6 protein-coding genes and 1 pseudogene are annotated in these 23328 nt (G+C 73.6%); 2 read left to right on the forward strand and 5 right to left on the reverse strand.

Translation table 11 applies throughout. From position 1 onward, the window contains the following. Positions 1–205 precede the first annotated feature (205 nt). The 5 genes from ACFW9Z_RS31065 to ACFW9Z_RS31085 all read right to left on the reverse strand — a co-directional run bounded on the left by ACFW9Z_RS31065 (position 206) and on the right by ACFW9Z_RS31085 (position 3059). Positions 206–349: a hypothetical protein gene (locus tag ACFW9Z_RS31065; RefSeq protein WP_384645962.1), complete on the reverse strand. Its 144-nt coding sequence runs from the start codon at positions 347–349 to the stop codon at positions 206–208. 183 nt (positions 350–532) lie between these two features. Further along, positions 533–1282 (reverse strand): thioesterase II family protein, encoded by a 750-nt coding sequence (locus ACFW9Z_RS31070; protein WP_384645963.1) that lies wholly within the window; start codon positions 1280–1282, stop codon positions 533–535. A gap of 5 nt (positions 1283–1287) precedes the next feature. Beyond that, the gene (locus ACFW9Z_RS31075; RefSeq protein WP_384645964.1) at positions 1288–1989 is read right to left on the reverse strand and encodes a ScbR family autoregulator-binding transcription factor; all 702 of its coding nucleotides are present in this window, start codon (positions 1987–1989) and stop codon (positions 1288–1290) included. A 198-nt stretch (positions 1990–2187) separates the two neighbouring features. Further along, a complete protein-coding gene (locus tag ACFW9Z_RS31080) occupies positions 2188–2613 on the reverse strand; it encodes a YybH family protein (RefSeq protein WP_384645966.1) in 426 nt (141 codons plus the stop codon). A gap of 65 nt (positions 2614–2678) precedes the next feature. Beyond that, positions 2679–3059, reverse strand: a complete 381-nt coding sequence (locus ACFW9Z_RS31085; RefSeq protein ID WP_384645967.1) for a YybH family protein — start codon at positions 3057–3059, stop codon at positions 2679–2681. 275 nt (positions 3060–3334) lie between these two features. On the opposite strand from ACFW9Z_RS31085, the gene ACFW9Z_RS31090 reads away from it, so the two are divergent. Both ACFW9Z_RS31090 and ACFW9Z_RS31095 read left to right on the forward strand, forming a co-directional pair. Further along, complete coding sequence (locus tag ACFW9Z_RS31090; protein ID WP_384645968.1) at positions 3335–17644, forward strand: type I polyketide synthase; 14310 nt, start codon at positions 3335–3337, stop codon at positions 17642–17644. A gap of 147 nt (positions 17645–17791) precedes the next feature. Then, positions 17792–23239: pseudogene (locus ACFW9Z_RS31095) on the forward strand (SDR family NAD(P)-dependent oxidoreductase); the annotation flags it as partial. Positions 23240–23328: the final 89 nt, after the last annotated feature.

Genomic DNA, 23328 nt, shown 5'->3' on the forward strand with positions numbered 1-23328 from the left:
TCCCCGTTTGGTGGTGTGTGGGCGCGGGTTATGTTAAAAGCAGCGGGCCGGGGGGGGGGCCCCGGGCGCGGGGTCCCCGCCCCCGCCCCCGGGGGACAGCCCTGTCAGCGCAACCGCCGCGTCACGGGGACAGCCCAGTCAGGGGGCAGCCGTGTCAAGGGAACAACCGTGTCAAGGAAACAGCTGTGCCATGGGGACGGCCGTGTCAGTCGATGCTCCGTACGATGTGGGGCTCGCCGGGCTCCTCGTCCGTACCGGCGAGCTGGAGCGGCGGGTAGCGCAGGATCTGCGCCAGCACCCTGGGGAAAGCGAGGCCGAGGTCGGCGTCGTACAGGTCCTCACCCGTCATGTCCTGATCCTCTGGTCGTCGAATGCGATGATCCGTACAACACCCGGCCGACAACGCCCTGGTCGGCGACACTCAGGCCGACAACGCCCTGGTGACATACCCCGGCCCCCGGCCTCCGGCGCCCCCCGGGCCGCGGGCCCCGGGCCGCGGGCTCTCAGGAGGCGGCGGCGGTGCCCGGCCGTCTCACGCCGCGGGGTCCGTGACGAGCAGGCTCGTGGTGATGATGCCGCCGACGTCGGCGGCCTGTTCGTCCAGGTAGAAATGGCCGCCGGGCAGGACCCGCATCGCGAACGCGCCGGTGGTGTGGCCGCGCCAGGCGGCGGCCTCCTCCACACCCACCACCGGGTCCGCGTCGCCGACCAGGACGGTGACGGGGCAGCCCAGCGGCGGCCCGCCGTCCCACCGGTAGGCGCCAAGGGCACCGTAGTCCGCGCGCAGCGCCGGCAGCACCATGGCCAGCAGCTCGGGGTTCTCCAGCACCCCCTGCCCCGTCCCGCCCAGCCGCCGTACCGCGGCCAGGATCTCCGCGTCGCTCCCGAGCCGGTCATGGGCACCGGGCAGCGGCGAGGGCGCACCCCGCCCCGAGAGGAACACCCGCAGCGGCTCCGGCCGGCCCGCGGCGGCCAGGCGGCGGGCCGTCTCGTAGGCCAGGACCGCGCCCATGCTGTGCCCGAACAGGGCGTAGGGGGCACCGGTCAGCGGGCCCAGGACTCCGGCCAGGGCGTCGGCGTGCTCGGTGATACTGCGGTACGGTGCCTCCCGCCTGCGGTCCTGACGGCCCGGGTACTGCACGGCCAGCACGTCCAGGTGCCCGCCCAGCGCCCGCGACAGCCCGACGAACGCACTGGCCGAGCCCCCCGCGTGCGGGAAGCACACCAGCCGCACCGCCTGCCCGCGGGCCTCCTGGAAACGCCGCAACCACGTGCTGTCCACTGCCTCTACGCCCCTTTCCGAGCCTGGTCCTGTTTCTGCTTCTGCTTCTGCTTCTGCGTCTGGTCCTGCGTCTGGTCCTGCTTCTGTTTCTGCGGGCCGGTGCCGGGCGGCACCAGCCGGGGGAGCATGAACTGCCAGAACCGGGCCAGCCGCTGCTGGGAGAGCCAGGAGGGGTCCTTGCGCCCCAGGGCCTCAAAACCGACGGTCGAGGCCGCCACGACGGTGACCACGTCCTCCGGCTCGGTCCCCTCGGCCAGCGCACCGCTGCGGGCGGCCTGCTGCAGCGTCCCCTGGATCCAGTCCCGCCACTGCCCGTGCAGGTCCACCAGGCTCGGCCACGACGGCTCGCACCCCAGCATGAACCCGGCCCGCAGGATCACATCGCTGTTCAGCTCGTCGAACAGCTGGTGGGAGGTGTCCACCAGATTCTGGATCAGATCCACCTCCCCCTGAGCAGACCCGCTGCCCCCCGGCTCCTCGGGCGCCGGGCCGGTGATGCGCCGCAGCCGCTGCTCGGCGGCCTCCGCGATGGCCTCCGCGAGCGCACCCTTGTTCGCGAAGTGGAAATGAAGGGCACCACTGCTCACCCCGGCCCGGTGGGAGATCGAGGACAGCGAGGCCGAGACGAACCCGTCCGTGTCGAAGATCTCCGCCGCGGACCGGAGCACCGTCGCTCGAGTACGGACAGCGCGTTCCTGTTTAGCCATGTGCACTCCGTGGATGCCCGGGGGCGTTGCTGGCGGCCCCTCAAGAACATCCAGCGTAGTGAACCGCTCGCGCGGTTTCCTCCTGTCCCTGACCGAGATCGTCTTGAAAAGACCACCCGTCACCATGACCGGAATCCCGGAACCCGGCCTGTCCGGGAGGGGAGAAGAGACCGGACAGGCCAGGAAGAAAAGGAGCGCCTACTCCGGGAGCAGGGTGCCGGCGACCGGACGGTCGATGGCCATCAGCCAGCGCCCGTCATCACCGCGGCGCAGCACATCGGTGCAGTTGCCCTCGATACGGACGGGCTCACCCTCCGGACCCGTGCTGTCGACACTGAACCGCACCCCGATCAAAGCCACGTCACCGGCCACGTACGCATGCGTGATCTCCGCCTTCAGGAAAGGCTTCGGCGCGAGGAACTCCTTGAAGAAAGCCAGGCGTTCCTCCCCCGTGAGCGGGGAGCCGGAGAAGTTCGATATCGCGTCGTCCCGGTAGAGGAGGTCGAACAGCGCCCCGTCACCGGAATTGAACAGCTGGATGAAGATCTCGTTCTGGGTCTCCGCGTCCGCGGTCAGGTCGGGACGGTCGACATCGAAATCGACCGTGATACCGGGAATGCTCATCTCTGCGCACCGCTTTCTTCGCTCAAGAGGGTGTCTTCGTGCCGGGAACCACAGTGCACGGGGCTTTAGTTCTGCTCGCCGTACGGCTCGTCGATGGCGTAGCGCCAGTTGCCGTCCGCACCCTTGCGCAGCACGTCGACACCGACCCCCGTCAGCAGCTCCGGGCTGCCCGAGCCGTCCACGGTGGCGATCGACCAGTCCACGATCAGGAGCGCGGTGTCCCCCGTCACGAACGTCTGCCGCGGCCGGGCCCGCATCTTCGGGGAGCCGGCAAGGAACTCCTTGACCGCGTCCTTGCGGGCCTGGCCCGTGAGCGGCTTGCCCGGCTCCCAGACCGCGACGGCCTCATCGGTGTACATCGCGTTCACCGCGTCCGCGTCGCCCGCGTTGAAAGCCGCCTCGTACAGCGCGGTGTGCTGTTCTGCATCACTGGTCAGATTGCTCATGGTGAGACCGTTCCTACTTTCTTCCGGCAGGACCCCGGGAATTCGAGGAGTTCACGCACATCTGCACCGAACGTAACCGGCCACCCTCACCGCCCGCCCACCGCCAAGTAACAGGCCCGCCACCCCCCAGGGACGCACCCGGCGGTTACCCGCACATGACCAGGTGTTGAGAGGAAAAACAGCACCCGAACCTAAGGTCGATCAATGCCCCGGTATCCCGGTCCGGGACAGGCAGAACCCCGCCGATATCAGTCAGGAAAGGGCAGTCGAGCGCCATGACGACTAATCACATTTCCGTGGAGAGCCGCGCGCCGCGAGGCGACGAGGGGGCCATCGCCGTCATCGGCATGTCCTGCCGACTCCCCATGGCGCCCGCCCCGTCCGACTTCTGGCAGATACTGCGCGACGGCACCCACACCATCACCGACGCACCACCCGGACGCTGGAACACCGCACCCCCGCCGCACGCCACAGGCATCCGGCGCGGCGGATTCCTCGATTCCATCGCCGACTTCGACGCCGCGTTCTTCGCGATATCCCCCCGCGAAGCCGCCGCCATGGACCCCCAGCAGCGCCTCGTCCTCGAACTGGCCTGGGAGGCCCTGGAAGACGCCGGAACCCTCCCCGCCCGGCTGCGGGACACCCCCACCGCCGTCTTCGTCGGCACCCTGCGCGACGACTACACCAGCCTCGCCCACCAGTACGGCGAACCCGCCCTCACCCAGCACTCCATGACCGGCCTCAACCGCGGCGTCATCGCCAACCGCGTCTCCTACCACCTCGGCCTGCGCGGCCCCAGCCTCACCGTCGACGCCGCCCAGTCCTCCTCCCTGGTCGCCGTACACCTGGCCTGCGAGTCACTGCGCACGGGAGAATCCACCACCGCGATCGCCGCGGGCATCAACCTCAACCTCCTGGGCGAGAGCGCCGTGACCGAGGAACGCTTCGGCGGCCTCTCACCCGACGGCACCACCTACACCTTCGACGCCCGCGCCAACGGCTTCGTACGCGGCGAGGGCGGCGGAGCCGTCATCCTCAAACCCCTCGCCCGCGCCCAGGCCGACGGCGACCGCATCTACGGCGTCATCCGCGCCAGCGCCGTCAACAACGACGGCGCCACCCCCGGCCTGACCGTACCCAGCCGCGACGCCCAGAGCCACCTGTTGCGCGAGGCCTACGAAAAGGCCGGAATCAATCCCTCCGACGTCCAGTACGTCGAACTCCACGGCACCGGAACCCCCGTCGGCGACCCCATCGAAGCCGCCGCGCTCGGCGACGTCTTCAGCCCCCACCGCACCCCCGGCGACCCCCTGGTCGTCGGCTCCGCCAAGACCAACGTCGGCCACCTCGAAGGCGCCGCCGGCCTGGTCGGCCTCCTCAAGACCCTCCTCTCCCTGACCCACCGCGCCATCCCCGCCAGCCTCAACTTCACCACCCCCAACCCCGCCATCGACCTCGACACCCTGGGCCTGTCCGTACCGCGCGAACTCACCCCCTGGCCGCACCCCGACCGCACCCTGACCGCCGGGGTCTCCTCCTTCGGCATGGGCGGCACCAACTGCCACATCGTCCTCACCGAAGCCCCCGCCACCACCCCCGCCCCCCCGGCGGACACCGACTCCCCACACCCCTGGGTCCTGACCGCCCGCACCACCCCGGCCCTGCGCGCCCAGGCCGCGAAACTGCGCACCGCCACCGCCGTCGCAGGCCGGGCGGGCACCGCCGACGTCGGCTGGTCCCTGCTCACCACCCGTACCACCTTCGACGCCCGCGCCGTCATCCTGGCGGACAGCCAGGACAGATTCCTCGCCGCCCTCGACGCCCTCGCCCAGGGCACCCCCGCCCCCGGCGTCATCACCGGACACGTCCAGGACGGCTCCACCGGCTTCCTCTTCACCGGCCAGGGCGCACAACGAGCCGGAATGGCAGGCGAGTTGCACGCTGCCTTCCCCGTCTTCGCGGCCGCCTTCGACGAGGTGTGTGCCCTGTTCGACGAGCGGCCGGGCGGCGGCGGTTCGCTGCGTGAGGTGATCGCCTCGGGGGAGGGGCTGGACGAGACGGGCTGGACACAACCCGCCCTGTTCGCCGTCGAGGTGGCCCTGTTCCGGCTGGTGGAGTCGTGGGGGGTGACCCCGGACTTCGTGGCGGGCCACTCGATCGGTGAGATCGCTGCCGCGCATGTGGCGGGGGTGTTCTCGCTCAAGGACGCGGTACGTCTGGTGGCGGCCCGGTCCGCCCTGATGCAGGGCCTGCCGCGCGGCGGCGCCATGATCGCGGTGGAAGCGACGGAAGCCGAGGTGGCCGCGCTCCTTGAGGAGGGGGCGGCGATCGCCGCGGTCAACGGCCCCCGCGCGGTCGTCGTCTCCGGCGAGGAGACAGCCGTCCTGGAAGTCGCCCGGAAGATCACGGAACAGGGCGGGAAAACAAAGCGCCTGACGGTCAGTCACGCTTTCCATTCCCCGTTGATGGATCCGATGCTGGACGACTTCAGGGCGGCCGCGTCGCAGATCACCTACAACCCTCCCCGTATCGCCGTGGTCTCCACCCTCACCGGCCGCCTCGCCACCGGCAGCGACCTCCGTTCTGCCGGGTACTGGGCGGACCAGGTCCGGGGCACCGTCCGCTTCGCCGACGCCGTCGACACCATGACGGCGGAAGGGGTGACGTCGTACCTGGAGGTCGGACCCGACGGTGTCCTGTCCGCCCTGGCCAAGGGCGCCGTCCCGGCCCTGCGCCGGGGCCGCGACGAGGTCATGACCCTCCTCACCGCCCTCGCCACCCTCTTCACCCGAGGCGTCCCGGTGAACTGGCAGGTGCTGTACGAGGGTTCGGGAGCCCACCGGGTGCCCCTGCCCACGTACGCCTTCCAGCGCACCCGCCACTGGCTCGAACCCGGCACCACCACCCCCGGCACCACCAGCCCGGCCCGCCCGGCCCCCGCCCTCCCCGTCTCCACCGGGCCGGACCTCCCGGAGAGCACCACCGCCCCCGCCCCCGGTGGGGAACTCGGTGCCCGGCTCGCCGCGATGCCCCCCGCCCAGCGCACCCGTACCGTCACCGACCTGACGGCCACACACATCGCCGCCGTCCTCGGACACGACACGGGCCACCACATCGAGGCCCGGCAGACCTTCAAGGACCTCGGCTTCGACTCCCTGATGGCCGTCGAGCTCCGCGACCGGCTCGCGGACGCCACCGGTCTGCCCCTGCCCGGCGGCCTCCTCTTCGACCACCCCACCCCCACCGCGCTCGCCGCCCACATCGAGGCCGGACTGACCGGCACGGCCACCACCCCGGGGGAGGAGCACCTCGCCGTACCGCTCCCCGACGACGAGCCGGTCGCGATCGTCGCCATGGCCTGCCGCTACCCCGGCGGCATCTCCTCGCCCGAGGACCTGTGGCGGCTGGTCGCCGAGGGCGGCGACGCCATCACCGGCTTCCCCACCGACCGGGGCTGGGACAGCGACCTCTACGACCAGGACCCCGAAAGCTCCGGGAAGAGCTCCGTCCGCGAGGGCGGGTTCCTCCACGACGCCGCCCTCTTCGACGCCGGGTTCTTCGGGATCTCCCCCCGCGAGGCCCTGGCCATGGACCCCCAGCAGCGCCTCCTCCTGGAAACCTCCTGGGAGGTCGTCGAGCGGGCCGGCATCGACCCCGCCACCCTCAAGGGCAGCCGTACCGGTGTCTTCGTCGGAGCCACCGCCCTGGATTACGGGCCCCGCCTGCACGAGGCCCCACGGAGCGTCGAGGGCCACCTGCTCACCGGCTCCACCAGCAGCGTCATGTCCGGCCGCATCGCCTACCAGCTCGGGCTCGTCGGCCCCGCCCTCACCGTCGACACCGCCTGCTCCTCCTCCCTCGTCGCCCTCCACCTCGCCGTCCAGTCGCTGCGCCGGGGGGAGAGCACCCTCGCGATCGCGGGCGGCGCGACGGTCATGTCCGCCCCCGGCATGTTCGTGGAGTTCTCCCGCCAGCGCGGCCTGGCCGCCGACGGCCGCAGCAAGTCCTTCTCCGCCGACGCCGACGGCACCTCCTGGGCCGAGGGCGTGGGCCTGGTCCTGGTGGAGAAGCTCTCCGACGCCCGCCGCAACAACCACCGGGTCCTCGCCGTGATCCGGGGCACCGCCGTCAACCAGGACGGCGCCTCCAACGGCCTGACCGCCCCCAACGGGCCCTCCCAGGAACGCGTCATCCGCCAGGCCCTGGCCGACGCCCGCCTCACCCCCGCCGACATCGACACCGTCGAGGCGCACGGTACGGGGACGAAGCTCGGCGACCCCATCGAGGCCGCCGCGATCCTCGCCACCTACGGCAGCGACCGCGGTGACCGCACCGACCGTGCCCCGGTCTATCTGGGGTCGCTCAAGTCGAACATCGGGCACGCCCAGGCCGCCGCCGGGGTCGGCGGCGTCATCAAGATGGTCCAGGCGATCCGCCACGGCGTCCTGCCGCGCACCCTGCACGTCACCGAGCCCACCCCCCACGTCGACTGGTCCGGCGGCCTGGAACTGCTCACCGAGGCCCGCGACTGGCCGGACACCGAACGCGCCCGCCGGGGAGCCGTCTCCGCCTTCGGCATCAGCGGCACCAACGCCCACGTCATCGTCGAACAGGCCGGTGACCAGGACGACATCCCCGCCCGGCCCCGCCCGGCCGCCCCCGGCTCCACCACCGCCCCCGGCTCCACCGACCCGGGCTCCACCACCGACCCGGGCTCCACCGCCCCCGGCTCCACCGCCCCGGGCTCCACCGCGCCCGGCTCCACCGTGCCCGCCCTGTGGGCCCTGTCCGCCCCCGATACGGAGTCCCTGGCCGCCCAGGCCGAAGCGCTCCACACCCACCTGGCCGACCGCCCCGAGCCGGTGGGCCAGGACCTCGCCGACATCGGGTTCTCCCTCGCCACCACCCGGACCACCTGGACCGAGCGGGCCGTCATCACCGGCACCGGGGCGCAGGACCTCCTGGCCGGCCTCGACGCCCTGCGCCGCAACGCCGAGGCTCCCCAGCTGGTCACCGGCTCCGCCGCCCGCGCGGGCCGCACCGCGTTCCTGTTCACCGGCCAGGGCGCCCAGTACCCGGGCATGGGCCGCGACCTGTACGCCGCCCACCCCGCCTTCGCCACCGCCCTCGACGAGGTGTGCGCGGCCCTCGACCCGCACCTCGACCTCGGCCGCCCCCTGCGCGAGGTGATGTTCGAAGACCCGCACACCAGCCACGGCAGCCACGACACCGCCGCCGCCCCTCCGCTGCTTCATGAGACCCGTGCCACCCAGCCCGCCCTGTTCGCCCTGGAAGTCGCCCTCCACCGCACCCTCCAGGCGTACGGGCTGAGCCCGGACGCCGTCGCCGGGCACTCCATCGGCGAGCTCGCCGCCGCCCACGTGGCGGGCGTGTTCTCCCTCAAGGACGCCGCCGTCCTGGTCGCCGCCCGCGGCCGCCTCATGCAGGCGGCAACCCCCGGCGGTGCGATGCTCGCCCTCCAGGCCACCGAGGACGAGGTCACCGAAACCCTCACCCCCCACACCGGGCGCCTGGCCGTCGCCGCCGTCAACGGCCCCGAAGCCGTCGTGGTCTCCGGCGACACGGAGGCCGCCGACGAACTCGACGCACTGTGGCGCGGGCGCGGCCGCAAGACCCGCCGCCTCACCGTCAGCCACGCCTTCCACTCCCCGCACATGGACCCCGTCCTCGACGAGTTCCGCACCATCGCCCAGGGCCTGACCTACCACCCGCCCCGCATCCCGGTCGTCTCCACCCTCACCGGCCGCCCCGCCACCGGCGAGGACCTCCTCACCCCCGAGTACTGGGTCCGCCAGATCCGTGAGGCCGTACGGTTCCTCGACGCCACCCGCACCCTGGAGGACGAGGGCACCACCGTCTTCGTCGAGATCGGCCCCGACGCCGTCCTCACCGCGATGGCCGCCGGCTCGTTCCGGTCCGGCACCTCCCAGGCCCTCGCCCTCCAGCGGGCCGGCCGCCCCCAGACCACCACCCTGTACGCCGCCCTCGCCCGCGCCCACACCCTCGGCGCCCCCCTCGACCTGGCCTCCTTCTTCCCCGGAGCCGCCCGCACCGAGCTGCCCACGTACGCCTTCCGCCGCAGCCACTACTGGCTCCGGCCCCAGCCGCGCACCGATGCCCGCGGTCTCGGCCTCGACCCGGCGGGCCACCCCCTGCTCGCCACCACCGTCGACCTTGCCGAGGGGGAGGGCGGCCTCGTCCTCACCAGCAGGCTCTCCCTGGACGACCACCCCTGGCTGGCCGGCCACCGCATCCACGGCACGGTCCTGCTGCCGGCCACCGTGTTCATCGAGCTCGCCACGGCCGCCGGCCGTACCGCAGGCGCCGAGCACCTCGCCGAACTGACCCTGCAGGCCCCGCTCGTCCTGCCCGAGGAGGGGGCCGTCCGCCTCCAGGCCACCCTCTCCGCCCCCGACACCACGGGCGCCCGCACCTTCGCCGTGCACTCCCGCCCCGAGACCGGCCACGAACCCGGCCCCGGCACCGGCCACGAACCGGCCCCCTGGACCCGTCACGCCTCCGGCACCCTGGACACCCCACCCCCCACCACCCCCACCGCTGCCGAAGACGATGGTGATCCGGCTTTCGGGGAACTGCTCACCTGGCCGCCCCGGGACGCCCGACCGGTGCCCCTGGACGACGCCTACGAACAGCTCACCGCCCTCGGATACGGCTACGGCCCCGCCTTCCAGGGCCTGCGCGCCCTGTGGCGCGGCGAGGACGGCACCAGCTACGCCGACGTCACCCTCCCCGCCGACCTCCACGAGGCCGCCGCCGGCTACAACATCCACCCCGCGCTCCTGGACGCGGTCCTCCACCCGGTCGTCCTGGACGCCCCCGCCACCGCCGAACCCGGCACCATCCGGCTGCCGTTCGCCTGGAGCGGGATCACCACCCACGCGGTCGGCGCCACCACCCTGCGCGTCCGTATCCACCACACCGGGCCCGACACCGTCACCCTGCACCTCGCCGATGCCGCCGGCGCCCCCGTCGCCACCATCGGCTCCCTGCTGCTGCGCCCCCTGGCCAAGGACCGGCTCACCCCCGCCCCCACCACCGGGCAGAGCCTGTTCACCGTCGCCTGGACCCCCCTCACCCCGCCCGACCACCCCGCCGCCGTACGCATCACCCACCTCCCCGGCCTCACCGGCCTCCCCGACGGCCCCGAGCTCCCTGAGGTGCTTCCCGGGCCCCAGGGCCAGGACGGCACCGACGTCCTCCTCATCCGTACCGACGGCCCCCCCACCCCCGCCGCCGCCCACACGAACACCGCCCGCGCCCTGGCCCTGACCCAGCGCTGGCTCGCCGACGACCGCTTCGAGGGCACCCGCCTCGCCTTCACCACCACCAGGGCCGTCGCCACCACCCCCGGCGAACCTGTCGACGGCCTGGCCACCGCCCCTCTGTGGGGCCTGCTGCGCACGGTCCAGAGCGAACACCCCGGCCGGATCGTCATCCTGGACACCGACAACACCCCCCAGGCCGAGGAGAACCTGCCCGCCGCCCTGGCCACCGGCGAACCCCAGCTCGCCCTGCGCGGCCCCCGCCTCCACACCCCCCGCCTCACCCGGGACCGCACCCCCGCCCCCGCCGGCGCCCCCCGCATCGACCCGCAGGGCACCGTCCTCATCACCGGCGGCACCGGCGGACTCGGCGGCCTCCTGGCCCGCCACCTGGTGACCGGCCACGGTGTGCGCCACCTCCTGCTCACCAGCAGGCGCGGACCCGACACCCCCGGCGCGGACCGTCTCACCGCCGACCTCACCGCCCTGGGCGCCCAGGTCACCACACTCGCCGCCGACGCCGCCGACCCCGACGCCGTCACCGCCCTCCTGGCCGCCGTCGACCCCGCCCACCCCCTCACCGCGATCCTCCACACCGCCGGAGTCCTGGACGACGCCACCGTCCAGGCGCTCACCCCCCAGCAGCTGGAGAAGGTCCTGCGGCCCAAGACCGACGCCGCCTGGCACCTGCACACCCAGACCCGCCACCTCGGCCTGGCCGCCTTCGTCCTGTTCTCCTCCGTCTCCGGCATCACCGGCACCGCCGGCCAGGCCAACTACGCCGCCGCCAACACCTACCTCGACGCGCTCGCCGCCCACCGCCGCGCCCAGGGCCTGGCCGCCACCTCCCTGGCCTGGGGCCTGTGGGACTCCAGCCACGGCATGGGCGCCCACCTCACCGAAGCCGACCTGGCCCGCTGGAGCAGGGCCGGCATCACCCCCCTCGACCCGGACACCGGCCTCGCCCTCTTCGACACCGCCCTGGCCGGCGGCGACGCCCTGGCCGTACCGGCCCTGCTCGACCTGGCCCGGCTGCGCACCGCCGCGGCCGGCGACCCGCCCGCCCTGCTGCGCGGCCTCATCCGCCCCCGCACCGCCACCCGCACCGCCCACCGCACCAACGGCACAGCAGCCGACGGCAGCGGCAGCGACTGGGCCCGCCGCACCGCCGCACTCCCCGAGGAGGACGGCCGGGCCGCCGCCGCCGACCTCGTACGCTCCACCGTCGCCGCCGTCCTGGGCCATACGAGCCCCGAGGGCATCGACCCCGAACGCGCCTTCAAGGACATCGGGTTCGACTCCCTGGCCGCCGTGGAACTGCGCAACCGCCTCAACACCGCCACCGGACTGCGGATCCCCACCACCGCCGTCTTCGACCACCCCTCACCCGCGGCCCTGGCCGCCCACCTCCACCAGCAGACCGCGGGCCACACCCCCGCCCCCGCCACCGCGCCCGCCCGCCGGACCGCCACCGGCACCGGCACCGGCACCGATGAGCCCATCGCGATCGTCGGCATGGCCTGCCGCTACCCCGGAGGCGTCTCCTCACCCCAGGACCTGTGGCACCTGGTCGACCAGGGCACCGACGCCATCAGCGAGTTCCCCGTCAACCGGGACTGGGACCTGGAAGCCCTCTACAGCCCCGACCCGGACAAGACCGGCACCTCCTACACCCGGCACGGCGGATTCCTCCACGACGCCGACCAGTTCGACCCCGCCTTCTTCGGCATGTCCCCCCGCGAGGCCACCGCCACCGACCCCCAGCAGCGCCTCCTGCTGGAAACCGCCTGGGAGACCTTCGAGAGCGCCGGTATCGACCCCGCCCTCCTGCGCGGCACCAGCACCGGCGTCTTCACCGGCGCCATGTACGACGACTACGCCTCCCGGCTCGACCGGAGCCCCGAGGAGTTCGAGGGGTTCCTCCTCGCCGGGAACCTCTCCAGCGTCGTCTCGGGCCGCCTCGCCTACACCTACGGCCTGGAGGGCCCCGCCGTCACCGTCGACACCGCCTGCTCCTCCTCCCTGGTCGCCCTCCACCTCGCCGCGAGCGCCCTGCGCTCCGGCGAATGCGACCTCGCCCTCGCCGGGGGCGTCACCGTGATGTCCGGCCCCAACACCTTCGTCGAGTTCTCCCGCCAGCGCGGCCTGTCCGCCGACGGCCGCTGCCGCTCCTTCTCCGCCGACGCCTCCGGCACCGGCTGGGCCGAAGGCGTGGGCCTGCTCCTGGTGGAGAAGCTCTCCGACGCCCGCCGCAACAACCACCGGGTCCTGGCCGTCCTGCGGGGCTCGGCCGTCAACCAGGACGGCGCATCCAACGGGCTGACCGCCCCCAACGGGCCCGCCCAGGAACGCGTCATCCGCCAGGCGCTCGCCGCGGCCCGCCTGGCCCCCGCCGACATCGACGCCGTCGAGGCCCACGGCACCGGCACCAGCCTCGGCGACCCCATCGAGGCCCAGGCCCTCCTGGCCACCTACGGACAGGACCGCCCCCAGGACCGGCCCCTCTACCTCGGCTCCCTCAAGTCGAACATCGGGCACGCCCAGGCCGCCGCCGGGGTCGGCGGCGTCATCAAGATGATCCAGGCCATGCGCCACCACACCCTCCCCAGGACCCTCCACGCCGAGAACCCCTCACCCCACATCGACTGGGACGCCGGCGCGGTCAAGCTCCTCGACGAAGCCAGACCCTGGCCCGTCACCGGCCGCCCCGCCCGCGCCGCCGTCTCCTCCTTCGGCATCAGCGGCACCAACGCCCACGTCATCCTCGAAGCACCCCCCACACAGGACGCACCCGCACCCGCCACCACCCCCGCACCGGACGCCACCCCGGCCGACGGCACCCCGGGCGAGAACACCCCGGGCGAGAACACCCCGGGCGAGAACACCCCGGCCGGGGGCACTCCGGCCGGGGGCACTCCGGGTGAAGGCGGCACCCCCGTGCCCTGGATCCTCACCGCGAAGAACGAGGACGCCCTGCGCCGCCAGGCCGGCCGGCTCCACCACCACCTCACCGGCCACCCCCACCTCACCCCCCACGACGTCGGCCTCACCCTGGCCACCACCCGCGCCACCCTCGAACACCGCGCCGCCGTCCTGGGCACCGACCGCACCACCCTCCTGCACCACCTGGCCGCCCTCGCCACCGGCGAACCCACCCCCGCCCTCGTCCGCGCCACCCCCGGCCGCCGCGGCAAGACCGCCTTCCTCTTCACCGGACAGGGCAGCCAGCGCCTGGGCATGGGCCGCGAACTCTACGAAACCTCCCCCGTCTTCCGCGCCGCCCTCGACGAGGTGTGCCGGCACCTGGACACCGAACTCTTCCGGCCCGTCAAGGACGTCCTCTTCGCCCCCGAAGGCACCGCCGAATCGGCCCTGATCGACCAGACCGCCTTCACCCAGGCCGCCCTCTTCGCCACCGAGGTCGCCCTCTTCCGCCTCACCGAACACCACGGCATCACCCCCGACTACCTCCTGGGCCACTCCATCGGCGAGGTCACCGCAGCCCACCTCTCCGGAGTCCTGGACCTCCCCGACGCCTGCGCCCTGGTCGCCGAGCGCGGCCGGCTCATGCAGGCCGCCCGCGAAGGCGGCGCGATGGCCGCACTCCAGGCCTCCGAGGAAGAAGTACGCACCACCCTCACCGAACACCGCTACAGGCACGGCCACGGTGACGGTCACGGGCAGGTCGCCATCGCCGGGATCAACGGCCCCGCCTCCACCGTCATCTCCGGCGACGAGGACCTCGTCGAGGAGATCACCGCCCTGTGGCGCACCCGGGGCCGCAAGACCAAACGCCTCCCCGTCAGCCACGCCTTCCACTCCCCGCACATGGACGAGGTCCTCGACGAGTTCCGCGCCCTCGCCCAGTGCCTGACCTACCACCCGCCCCGCATCCCCATCGTCTCCAACCTCACCGGCACCCTCGCCACCACCGAACAGCTCACCTCACCCGACTACTGGGCCGCCCACATCCGCGAAGCGGTCCGCTTCCACGACGGGGTGCGCCACCTCGAAGAGCTCGGCGTGACCGAATACCTGGAGATGGGCCCCGACGGCGTCCTGACCGCCATGGCCCAGGACTGCCTCACCCGCGAAGCCGGTCTCCTCGCCCCGCTGCTGCGCTCGGGCAGGCCCGAGAGCGACACCGTCGCCGCCGCCCTCACCGGCGCGATCCTGCGCGGCGCCCGCCCCGACTGGCAGACCTACTTCCCCGGCGCCCGCCGGGTCGACCTGCCCACCTACTCCTTCGACCACGCCCGCTACTGGCTGGCGGGCCCCACCACCCCCCACGACGCCGAGGGCTTCGGCCTCACCCCCCTCACCCACCCCCTGCTCAGCGCGGCCGTCCGCCTCGCCGACCGCGACGCCCACCTCCTCACCGGCCGCCTCTCCCGCCGCACCCACCCCTGGCTGGCAGGCCACACGGTCGCCGGAACCGTCCTGCTGCCCGCCACCGCCCTCCTCGACCTGGCCCTGCACGCCGCCGAGCACACCGGCTGCGACCAGGTCGACGAACTCACCCTGGCCGCCCCCCTGGTCCTGCCCGAACACGGAGCCCTCCAGCTCCAGCTCACCGTCGGCGAACCCGACCCCGCAGGCACCCGCACCCTCACCGTCCACGCCCGCCCCGACCAGGACCACACCACCGACCAGCCCTGGACCCTGCACGCCGAAGGACGCCTCACCACCACCCCCACCACCGCCCCCGAAGAACTCCTCGCCTGGCCCCCCGCCGACGCCACGGAGATCGGCCTCGACGGCGCCTACGACCGCCTCGCCACCGCCGGATACGGCTACACCGACGCCTTCCAGGGCCTCAGCCGCCTCTGGAAGACCCCCAGCACCCCGGGCACCCCCGACGAACTCTTCGCCGAAATCGTCCTGGACGAGGAACACCGCACCGACGCCCCCCGCTTCGGCCTCCACCCCGCCCTCCTCGACGCCGCCCTGCACCCCCTGCTCCCCGGCACCACCGAACCCGAAGGCACCCCCTGGCTGCCGTTCTCCTGGTCCGGAGCGAACCTGTACGCCACCGGGGCGACCGTCCTGCGCGTACGGCTCACCCTGGACCGCTCCGCCGACGACTCCCTGCACGTCGCGCTCACCGCCGCCGACGCAGCGGGCGCCGCCGTCGCCTCCGCCTCCCTCCTGCTGCGCCCGCTCTCCCCGCAGGCCCTGCGCACAGCGGCCACCACCGCGCACGAGGGCCTGTTCGGCCTCACCTGGACCCCCCTGCCCACCACCGGCCCCGCCCCGGCCCGCACCGGGTGGGCGCTGCTCGCCGACGGCGAGGGCCACCGCAGCGTGAGCGCGCTGGGCGCCGCCCTGGACGCGGGGGCCGCACCCCCCGACGTACTCCTCCTCCAGACCACCACCGGCCCAGCAGCTGAGGGGACCGGCGGCCACGACCCCGCCCTGCCCGGCCGGGCCCGCACCGCCCTGAGCCAGGTCCTCCGGACCGTGCAGGACTGGCTCGCCGACGACCGGCTCGCCGGGACCCGGCTCGTCGTCACCACCCGGGGCGCCGTCGCCCCAGGACACCAGGACGTCACCGACCTGGCCCACGCCGGTATCTGGGGCCTCCTCAGATCCGCCCAGACCGAGAACCCCGGCCGCATCGTCCTCATCGACCTCGACCCCACGACAACCGAAGACCCCACCACCGAAACCCCCGAAACCGAAGCCCCGACCGCCGAAGCCTCCACCGCCGAAGGCCCGACCGCCGAAGGCCCGGCCGCCGGAGCCCTCACGGCCGCAGGCCCCACGGCAGAAGCCCCGGCCACCGGAGCCCCCGCCGAAGCCCCCACCCCCGAGGACCGGCTCATCGACCTCGCCGTAGCCACCGGCGAACCCCAGATCGCCGTCCGCGGCACCACCCTCACCGCCCCCCGCCTGACCCGCACCACCCCGGCCGCCGACCACCCCGCCCCCCGCTGGGACCAGGGCACCGTCCTGGTCACCGGAGCCACCGGCGCCCTCGGCACCGTCCTCGCCCGCCACCTCGTCACCCAGCACGGAGCCCGCAGGCTCCTTCTCCTCAGCCGCCGCGGCCCCCACGCCCCCGGCGCCACCGAACTCCGCAGCGAACTCGAAGCACTCGGCGCCCACGCCGAGACCGTCGCCTGCGACGTGACCGACCGCACCTCCCTCGCCCGCGTCCTCGACGGCATCCCCGCCGAACACCCCCTGACCGCCGTCGTCCACACCGCCGGCGTCCTCGACGACGGCATCACCGCCCAGCTCACCCCCGACCGGCTCGACACCGTCCTGCGCCCCAAGATCGACGCCGCCTGGCACCTCCACGAACTCACCCGCCACCTGGACCTGACCGCCTTCGTCCTCTACTCCTCCGTCGCCGGCCTCATCGGCACCGCAGGCCAGGCCAACTACGCCGCGGGCAACACCTTCCTCGACGCCCTGGCCGCCCACCGCCGCGCCCACGGCCTGCCCGCCCTCTCCCTGGCCTGGGGCCTGTGGGCCCAGGCCAGCGCCCTCTCCGGCAGCCTGGACGCCACCGACCTGCGCCGCCTGGCCCGCGCCGGCCTCAAACCCCTGAACTCGGGGGAGGCGATGGCCCTCTTCGACGCCGCCCCCGCCACCGGCGAAGCCCTCCTCGCCGTCACCCGCCTCGACACCACCGCCCTGCGCACCGCCACCGAACTCCCGCCCGTCCTGCGCACCCTCGCCACACCACCCCCACGCCGCACCACCACCACCACCGCGAGCGGCACAGCCCCCCAGGAAGCCCCCCTCGCCCAGCGCCTCGCCGCCCTCGCCCCCGCCGAACGCGAACGCGCCCTCACCGACCTCGTACGCGCCCAGGTCGCCCACGTCCTGGGACACGGCGACCCCGGCCGCATCGAGGCCGACCGCGCCTTCCAGGAACTCGGCTTCGACTCCCTCACCGCCGTCGAACTCCGCAACCAGCTCGGCCGCGCCACCGGGCTGCGCCTGCCCACCACCCTCGTCTTCGACCACCCCTCCCCACAGGCCCTGGCCACCCACCTCCTGGGCGAACTGGCCGTGGCGGAACCCTCACCCGCCACCCCGGTCCTGGCCCCCCTCACCGGCCTGGAGAACGCCATCGCCGCCGCCCCCGACCAGGAGACCCGCGACCTGATCACCGCACGGCTCAGGGAACTCCTCAAAGCGGCCGAAAAAGCGGCCGAAGCCGCCGGCACCCCCGCAAGCCCGGGAGGCCCGGCGGGCACCGAGGACGAACAGGACCTCGACACCGCGAGCGACGAAGAGCTCTTCGCCCTCCTCGACAACCGCGAATGACCCACAGGACAGACGCCGCCGCCCACAACGCGCACAAAGAACGCACCGCACACAGGGCACGTACGGCAGCACGCACAGCGCACACAGCGCATACGGCAGCACGCACGGCACGCACACACCACCACCGGGAGCTGAAGACACGTGGCTGACGAGGTACAACTCCGCGAATACCTCAAAAGGGCCATCGCCGATGCCCGGGACGCACGCAAGCGCCTGCGCGAGGCCGAGGACAAGGAACAGGAACCCATCGCGATCGTCGCCATGGCCTGCCGCTACCCCGGAGGCGTCGCCACCCCCGAGGACCTGTGGCAACTGGTCACCGACGAGGTCGACGCCGTCTCCTCCTTCCCCACCGACCGGGGCTGGGACCTGGAACACCTCTACGACCCCGACCCGGAGAAGACCGGCACCTCCTACTCCCGCGAAGGCGGATTCCTCTACGACGCCGACCTCTTCGACCCCGAACTCTTCGGCATGTCCCCCCGCGAGGCCCTGGCCGCCGACCCCCAACAGCGCCTCCTGCTGGAAACCGCCTGGGAAACCTTCGAACGCGCCGGCATCGACCCCGTCTCCCTCAAAGGCACCCGCACCGGCGTCTTCACCGGCGTCATGTACAACGACTACGGCTCACGCCCCGACCTCCCCCCGGAGGACTTCGAGGGCTACCTCTTCAGCGGCAGCGCCGGCTCCATCGCCTCCGGCCGCGTCGCCTACACCTACGGCCTCGAAGGCCCCGCCGTCACCATCGACACCGCCTGCTCCTCCTCCCTGGTCGCCCTCCACCTCGCCGCCAGCGCCCTGCGCTCCGGCGAATGCGACCTCGCCCTCGCCGGCGGCGTCACCGTCATGTCGACCCCCGTCGCCTTCGTCGAGTTCTCCCGGCTGCGCGGCCTGGCCGCCGACGGCCGCAGCAAATCCTTCTCCGCCGACGCCGACGGCACCGGCTGGGCCGAAGGCGTCGGCCTCCTCCTGGTGGAGAAACTCTCCGACGCCCGCCGCAACAACCACCAGATCCTCGCCGTCATGCGCGGCTCCGCCGTCAACCAGGACGGCGCATCCAACGGGCTGACCGCCCCCAACGGGCCCGCCCAGGAACGCGTCATCCGCCAGGCCCTGGCCGCCGCGGACCTGACCCCCGCCGACATCGACATCGTCGAGGCCCACGGCACCGGAACCCGGCTCGGCGACCCCATCGAGGCCCAGGCCCTCCTCGCCACCTACGGACAGCACCGCCCGGACGGCCGCCCCCTCTACCTCGGCTCCTTCAAATCGAACATCGCCCACGCCCAGGCCGCCGCAGGTGTCGGCGGCGTCATCAAAATGATCCAGGCCATGGAGCACGGCGTGATGCCTCGCACCCTGCACAGCGACCGGCCCACCACCCACGTCGACTGGGACACCGGCGGCGTCGCCCTCCTCGACGAAGCCAGACCCTGGCCCGAGACCGGTGCCCCGCGCCGCGCCGCCGTCTCCTCCTTCGGCTTCGGCGGCACCAACGCCCACGTCATCCTCGAAGAACCCCCCGCCCCCGAGAACACCACCGACCACCCCCAGGAACCGGCCGCACTCCCCGTCGTCCCCTGGAGCATCTCCGGCAAGACGGCCAACGCCCTCCAGGACCAGGCACGACGCCTCAACGCCCGCCTCACCGCCGACCTCGCCGTCTCCCCCCTGGACATCGGCTTCTCCCTCGCGACGGGACGCGCCGCCCTGGAACACCGCGCCGTCGTCACCGGCCGCGACCGAGGCGAACTGCTCGCCGGAATAAAGGCGTTGGCCGAGGGCGGCACAGCCCCGGGCCTGGTACGCGGTGAGCGCACCGGAGGCCGTACCGGCTTCCTCTTCACCGGCCAGGGTGCACAACGGGTGGGCATGGCAGCCGAGTTGCACGCCGCCTTCCCCGTCTTCGCGGCCGCCTTCGACGAGGTGTGTGCCCTGTTCGACGAGCGGCCGGGCGGCGGCGGTTCGCTGCGTGAGGTGATCACCTCGGGGGAGGGGCTGGACGAGACGGGCTGGACACAACCGGCCCTGTTCGCGGTGGAAGTGGCGTTGTTCCGGCTGGTGGAGTCGTGGGGGGTGACCCCGGACTTCGTGGCGGGCCATTCGATCGGTGAGATCGCGGCCGCGCATGTGGCGGGGGTGTTCTCACTGGAGGACGCGGTACGTCTGGTGGCGGCCCGCGCGGCTCTGATGCAGGGCCTGCCGCGCGGCGGCGCCATGATCGCCGTCGAGGCGACCGAGGCCGAGGTCACCGGACTCCTGACGGACGGGGCGGCGATCGCCGCGGTCAACGGCCCCCGCTCCCTCGTCGTCTCCGGCGAGGAGACAGCCGTCCTCGACACCGCCCGCAAGATCACAGAACAGGGCGGCAGAACAAAGCGCCTGACGGTCAGTCACGCCTTCCACTCACCCCTGATGGACCCGATGCTGGCCGACTTCCGGGCGGCCGCGTCGCAGATCACCTACACCCCTCCCCGTATCGCCGTGGTCTCCACCCTCACCGGCCGCCTCGCCACCGGCACCGACCTCCGCTCCGCCGGGTACTGGGCGGACCAGGTCCGGGGCACCGTCCGCTTCGCCGACGCCGTCGACACCATGGCCGCCCAAGGAGTGACCTCGTACCTGGAGGTCGGCCCCGACGGTGTCCTGTCCGCCCTCGCCACGGGCGCCGTCCCGGCCCTGCGCCGGGGCAGGGGCGAGATCGCGACCCTCCTCACAGCGGTGGGGACCCTGTTCACCCGGGGTGTCCCGGTGAACTGGCCGGTGCTGTACGAGGGTTCGGGAGCGCGCCGGGTGCCCCTGCCCACGTACGCCTTCCAGCGCACCCGCCACTGGCTCGAACCCGGGCCCGGCCCCGTCCCCGGAGCGCATGGCGCCCCCACCACCGGCCACCCGGTCCTCGGCTCGCCCATCACCGTGGCGGGCTTCAACCAGATCCTGTTCACCAGCCGCCTCTCCCTGGAAAGCCACCCCTGGCTCGCCGACCACGTCGTCCTCGGCTCACCCGTCCTCCCGGCATCCGCCCTGGTCGAACTCGCCATCCACGCGGGCGACCTGATCGGCCACCCGGCGCTCGACGAACTCAACCTCCAAGTGCCCCTGGTGCTCCCGGAGGAGGGCAACATCCAGCTCCAGGTCCGGGCGGGCACCCCGGACGACACCGGCCGGCACTGCCTGTGCCTGTACTCCCGCCCCGACGACTTCCACGCACCGTGGACCATGCACGCCGAAGGCTGGTACCTCACCGAGGAGCCCGAGGCCGCCGCCTCCCTCGCCTGGGACGACAGCGCCACCGGCCGGACCACCGAGATCCAGCTCCCCGACGGCCTGCGGGCCGACGCCGGACGGTACGGACTGCACCCGGTCCTCCTCCAGGCGGCCCTGCCCACCCGCCCCGAGGACCCGGCCGCCGGCACGGTCCCCGTCCCCGCCGACTGGTACGGGGTACGGCTCCACGCCACCGGGGCCACCGCCGTCAAGGCCCGGGTCACGGAGACCGGCGAGGACTCCTTCTCCCTCCAACTGGCCGACGCGGCGGGCGACCTGGTCGTCTCGGTGGAGTCCATCGTCTTCCGTGACATACCCAACGAACAGTTCAGGGCCGCCGTGGGCGGCGACAGCACCGGACGCGAATCCCTCTTCCACCTCGACTGGACCCCCACCACCCCGCCCCAGCCCACCGAACCCCTCACCTGGGCCGTCCTGGACCCGCACCACCCCGGCCCCGGCGCCTACCCGCACCCGGCGGCCGTGGCCGACGCCCTCGCCTCCGGCACCCCGGCCGACGCCGTCCTGCTGCCCTGGACCCCCCCGGCCCCCGGCACCGACCCGGCCGCCGCCACCCACACGGCCACCCGCAGGATCCTCGCGCTGGTGGGGGAGTGGCTGGCCGATGAGCGGCTGGAGGGGACGCGGCTGGTGGTGGTCACCTCGGGTGCGGTCTCCACCGCGTACGGGGAGGACGTCACGGACCTGGCCGGTGCGGCGGTCTGGGGTCTGCTCCGCTCGGCCCAGTCCGAGGCCCCCGGCCGCATCGTCCTCATCGACACCGACACCGACCCCGGCATAACCACGAGTACGAGTACGAGTACGGGTGCGGGTGCGGCCGTTCCCGAAACCCTCTCCGCCCTCCTGGCCACCGGCGAACCCCAGGCCGCCCTGCGCGGAGGCAGAACGCTCCTGCCCCGCCTGCGACGCGTCCCCGCCACCGACGAACCCACCGCCACCGCCCCCGCCCCTGCCTGGAAGCACGGCACCGTCCTGATCACCGGCGGCACCGGCACCCTGGGCGCCGAGTTCGCCCGCCGCCTGGCCACCGAACACGGCGCCACCCGGCTCCTGCTGCTCTCCCGCACCGGGGAACAGGCCGACGGCGCCGCACAGCTCCTGGACGACCTGCGCGGCACCGGCGCCCATGTCACCCTTACCGCCTGCGACGCCGCCGACCGCGACGCGCTCGCCCGGGTCCTGGACGGCATCCCCCGGGAGCACCCGCTGACCGCGATCGTCCACACCGCCGGCGTACTCGACAACGGGCTCCTGCCCGCACTCACCGGCGACCGGCTCTCCGAGGTCCTGCGGCCCAAGGCGGACGCTGCCTGGCACCTGCACGAGCTCACCCGCCACCTGCACCTGGAGGCGTTCGTGATGTTCTCCTCCACCGTGGGCGTCCTCGGCGGCCCCGGCCAGGCCAACTACGCGGCGGCCAACGCCTTCCTGGACGCCCTGGCCGCCCACCGCCGCGCCCACGGCCTGCCCGCGACCTCCATCGCCTGGGGCCTGTGGCAGCTCGGCGGGATCAACGCCCACCTCTCCGAGAGCGACCTCAACCGCTTCGCCCGCGACGGCTTCCGGCCCATCGCCCGCGTCGAGGGCCTCTCCCTGTTCGACCGGGCCACCGCCGACGGCCGGGCCGCGCTCGTCGCCACCCCCGTGGGCCTGTCCGCCGTACGGGCCAAGGCCCACATCCCCGCCCTCCTGAGCGAGCTCGTCGCCCAGCCGGGCCGCCGCGTCGCCCAGGCCGGGCCCACCGCCCGCACCGCCGACCCGGCGGCCGAACTCACCGCACAACTGGCCGAGTTGAGCGAGGTGGAGCGGGAACAGGTGCTCCTGACCCTGGTACGCACCGACGTCGCCGCCGTCCTGGGCCGCGCCGACGCCGCGTCCATCGCCCCGGAACGGGCCTTCCAGGACCTGGGCTTCGACTCCCTCACCGCCGTCGACCTGCGCAACCGGATCGCCGCCGCCACCGGAGTCAAGCTCCCCGCCACCCTCGTGTTCGACCACCCCACCCCGGCGGCCCTCGTCACGCTCCTGCACGACCGCCTCGCCCCCCGGGCCCCCGACGCCCGCCAGGCCCTCCTGGCCGAACTGGACCAGATGGAACGGAAGCTGGCCGCCGTCCCCCACGACGACCAGGACCGCTCCGCCGTCTCCGTACGGCTGCGGGCCCTGCTCTCCCGTATCGAGGGCAGCGAGCCCGGCGCCCCGGCGCCGGACACCGGGGAGCCCGGTGCGTCCGACGCCATCGAGTCGGCCTCCGTCGACGAGCTGCTGAGCTTCATCGACAACGAACTCGGCAGCTCCGCCCCCTGAAGCCCCCGTCCGCCCCCACCCCCCGGGCGGCGGACGGGACCCGGAGCCGGGGGGGGGGCCGGCGGGCCGCGCGCCGGGCGGGGCGGCGG

Origin of the sequence: Streptomyces sp. NPDC059452 (genome assembly GCF_042750035.1) — a bacterium.
Taxonomy (GTDB): domain Bacteria; phylum Actinomycetota; class Actinomycetes; order Streptomycetales; family Streptomycetaceae; genus Streptomyces.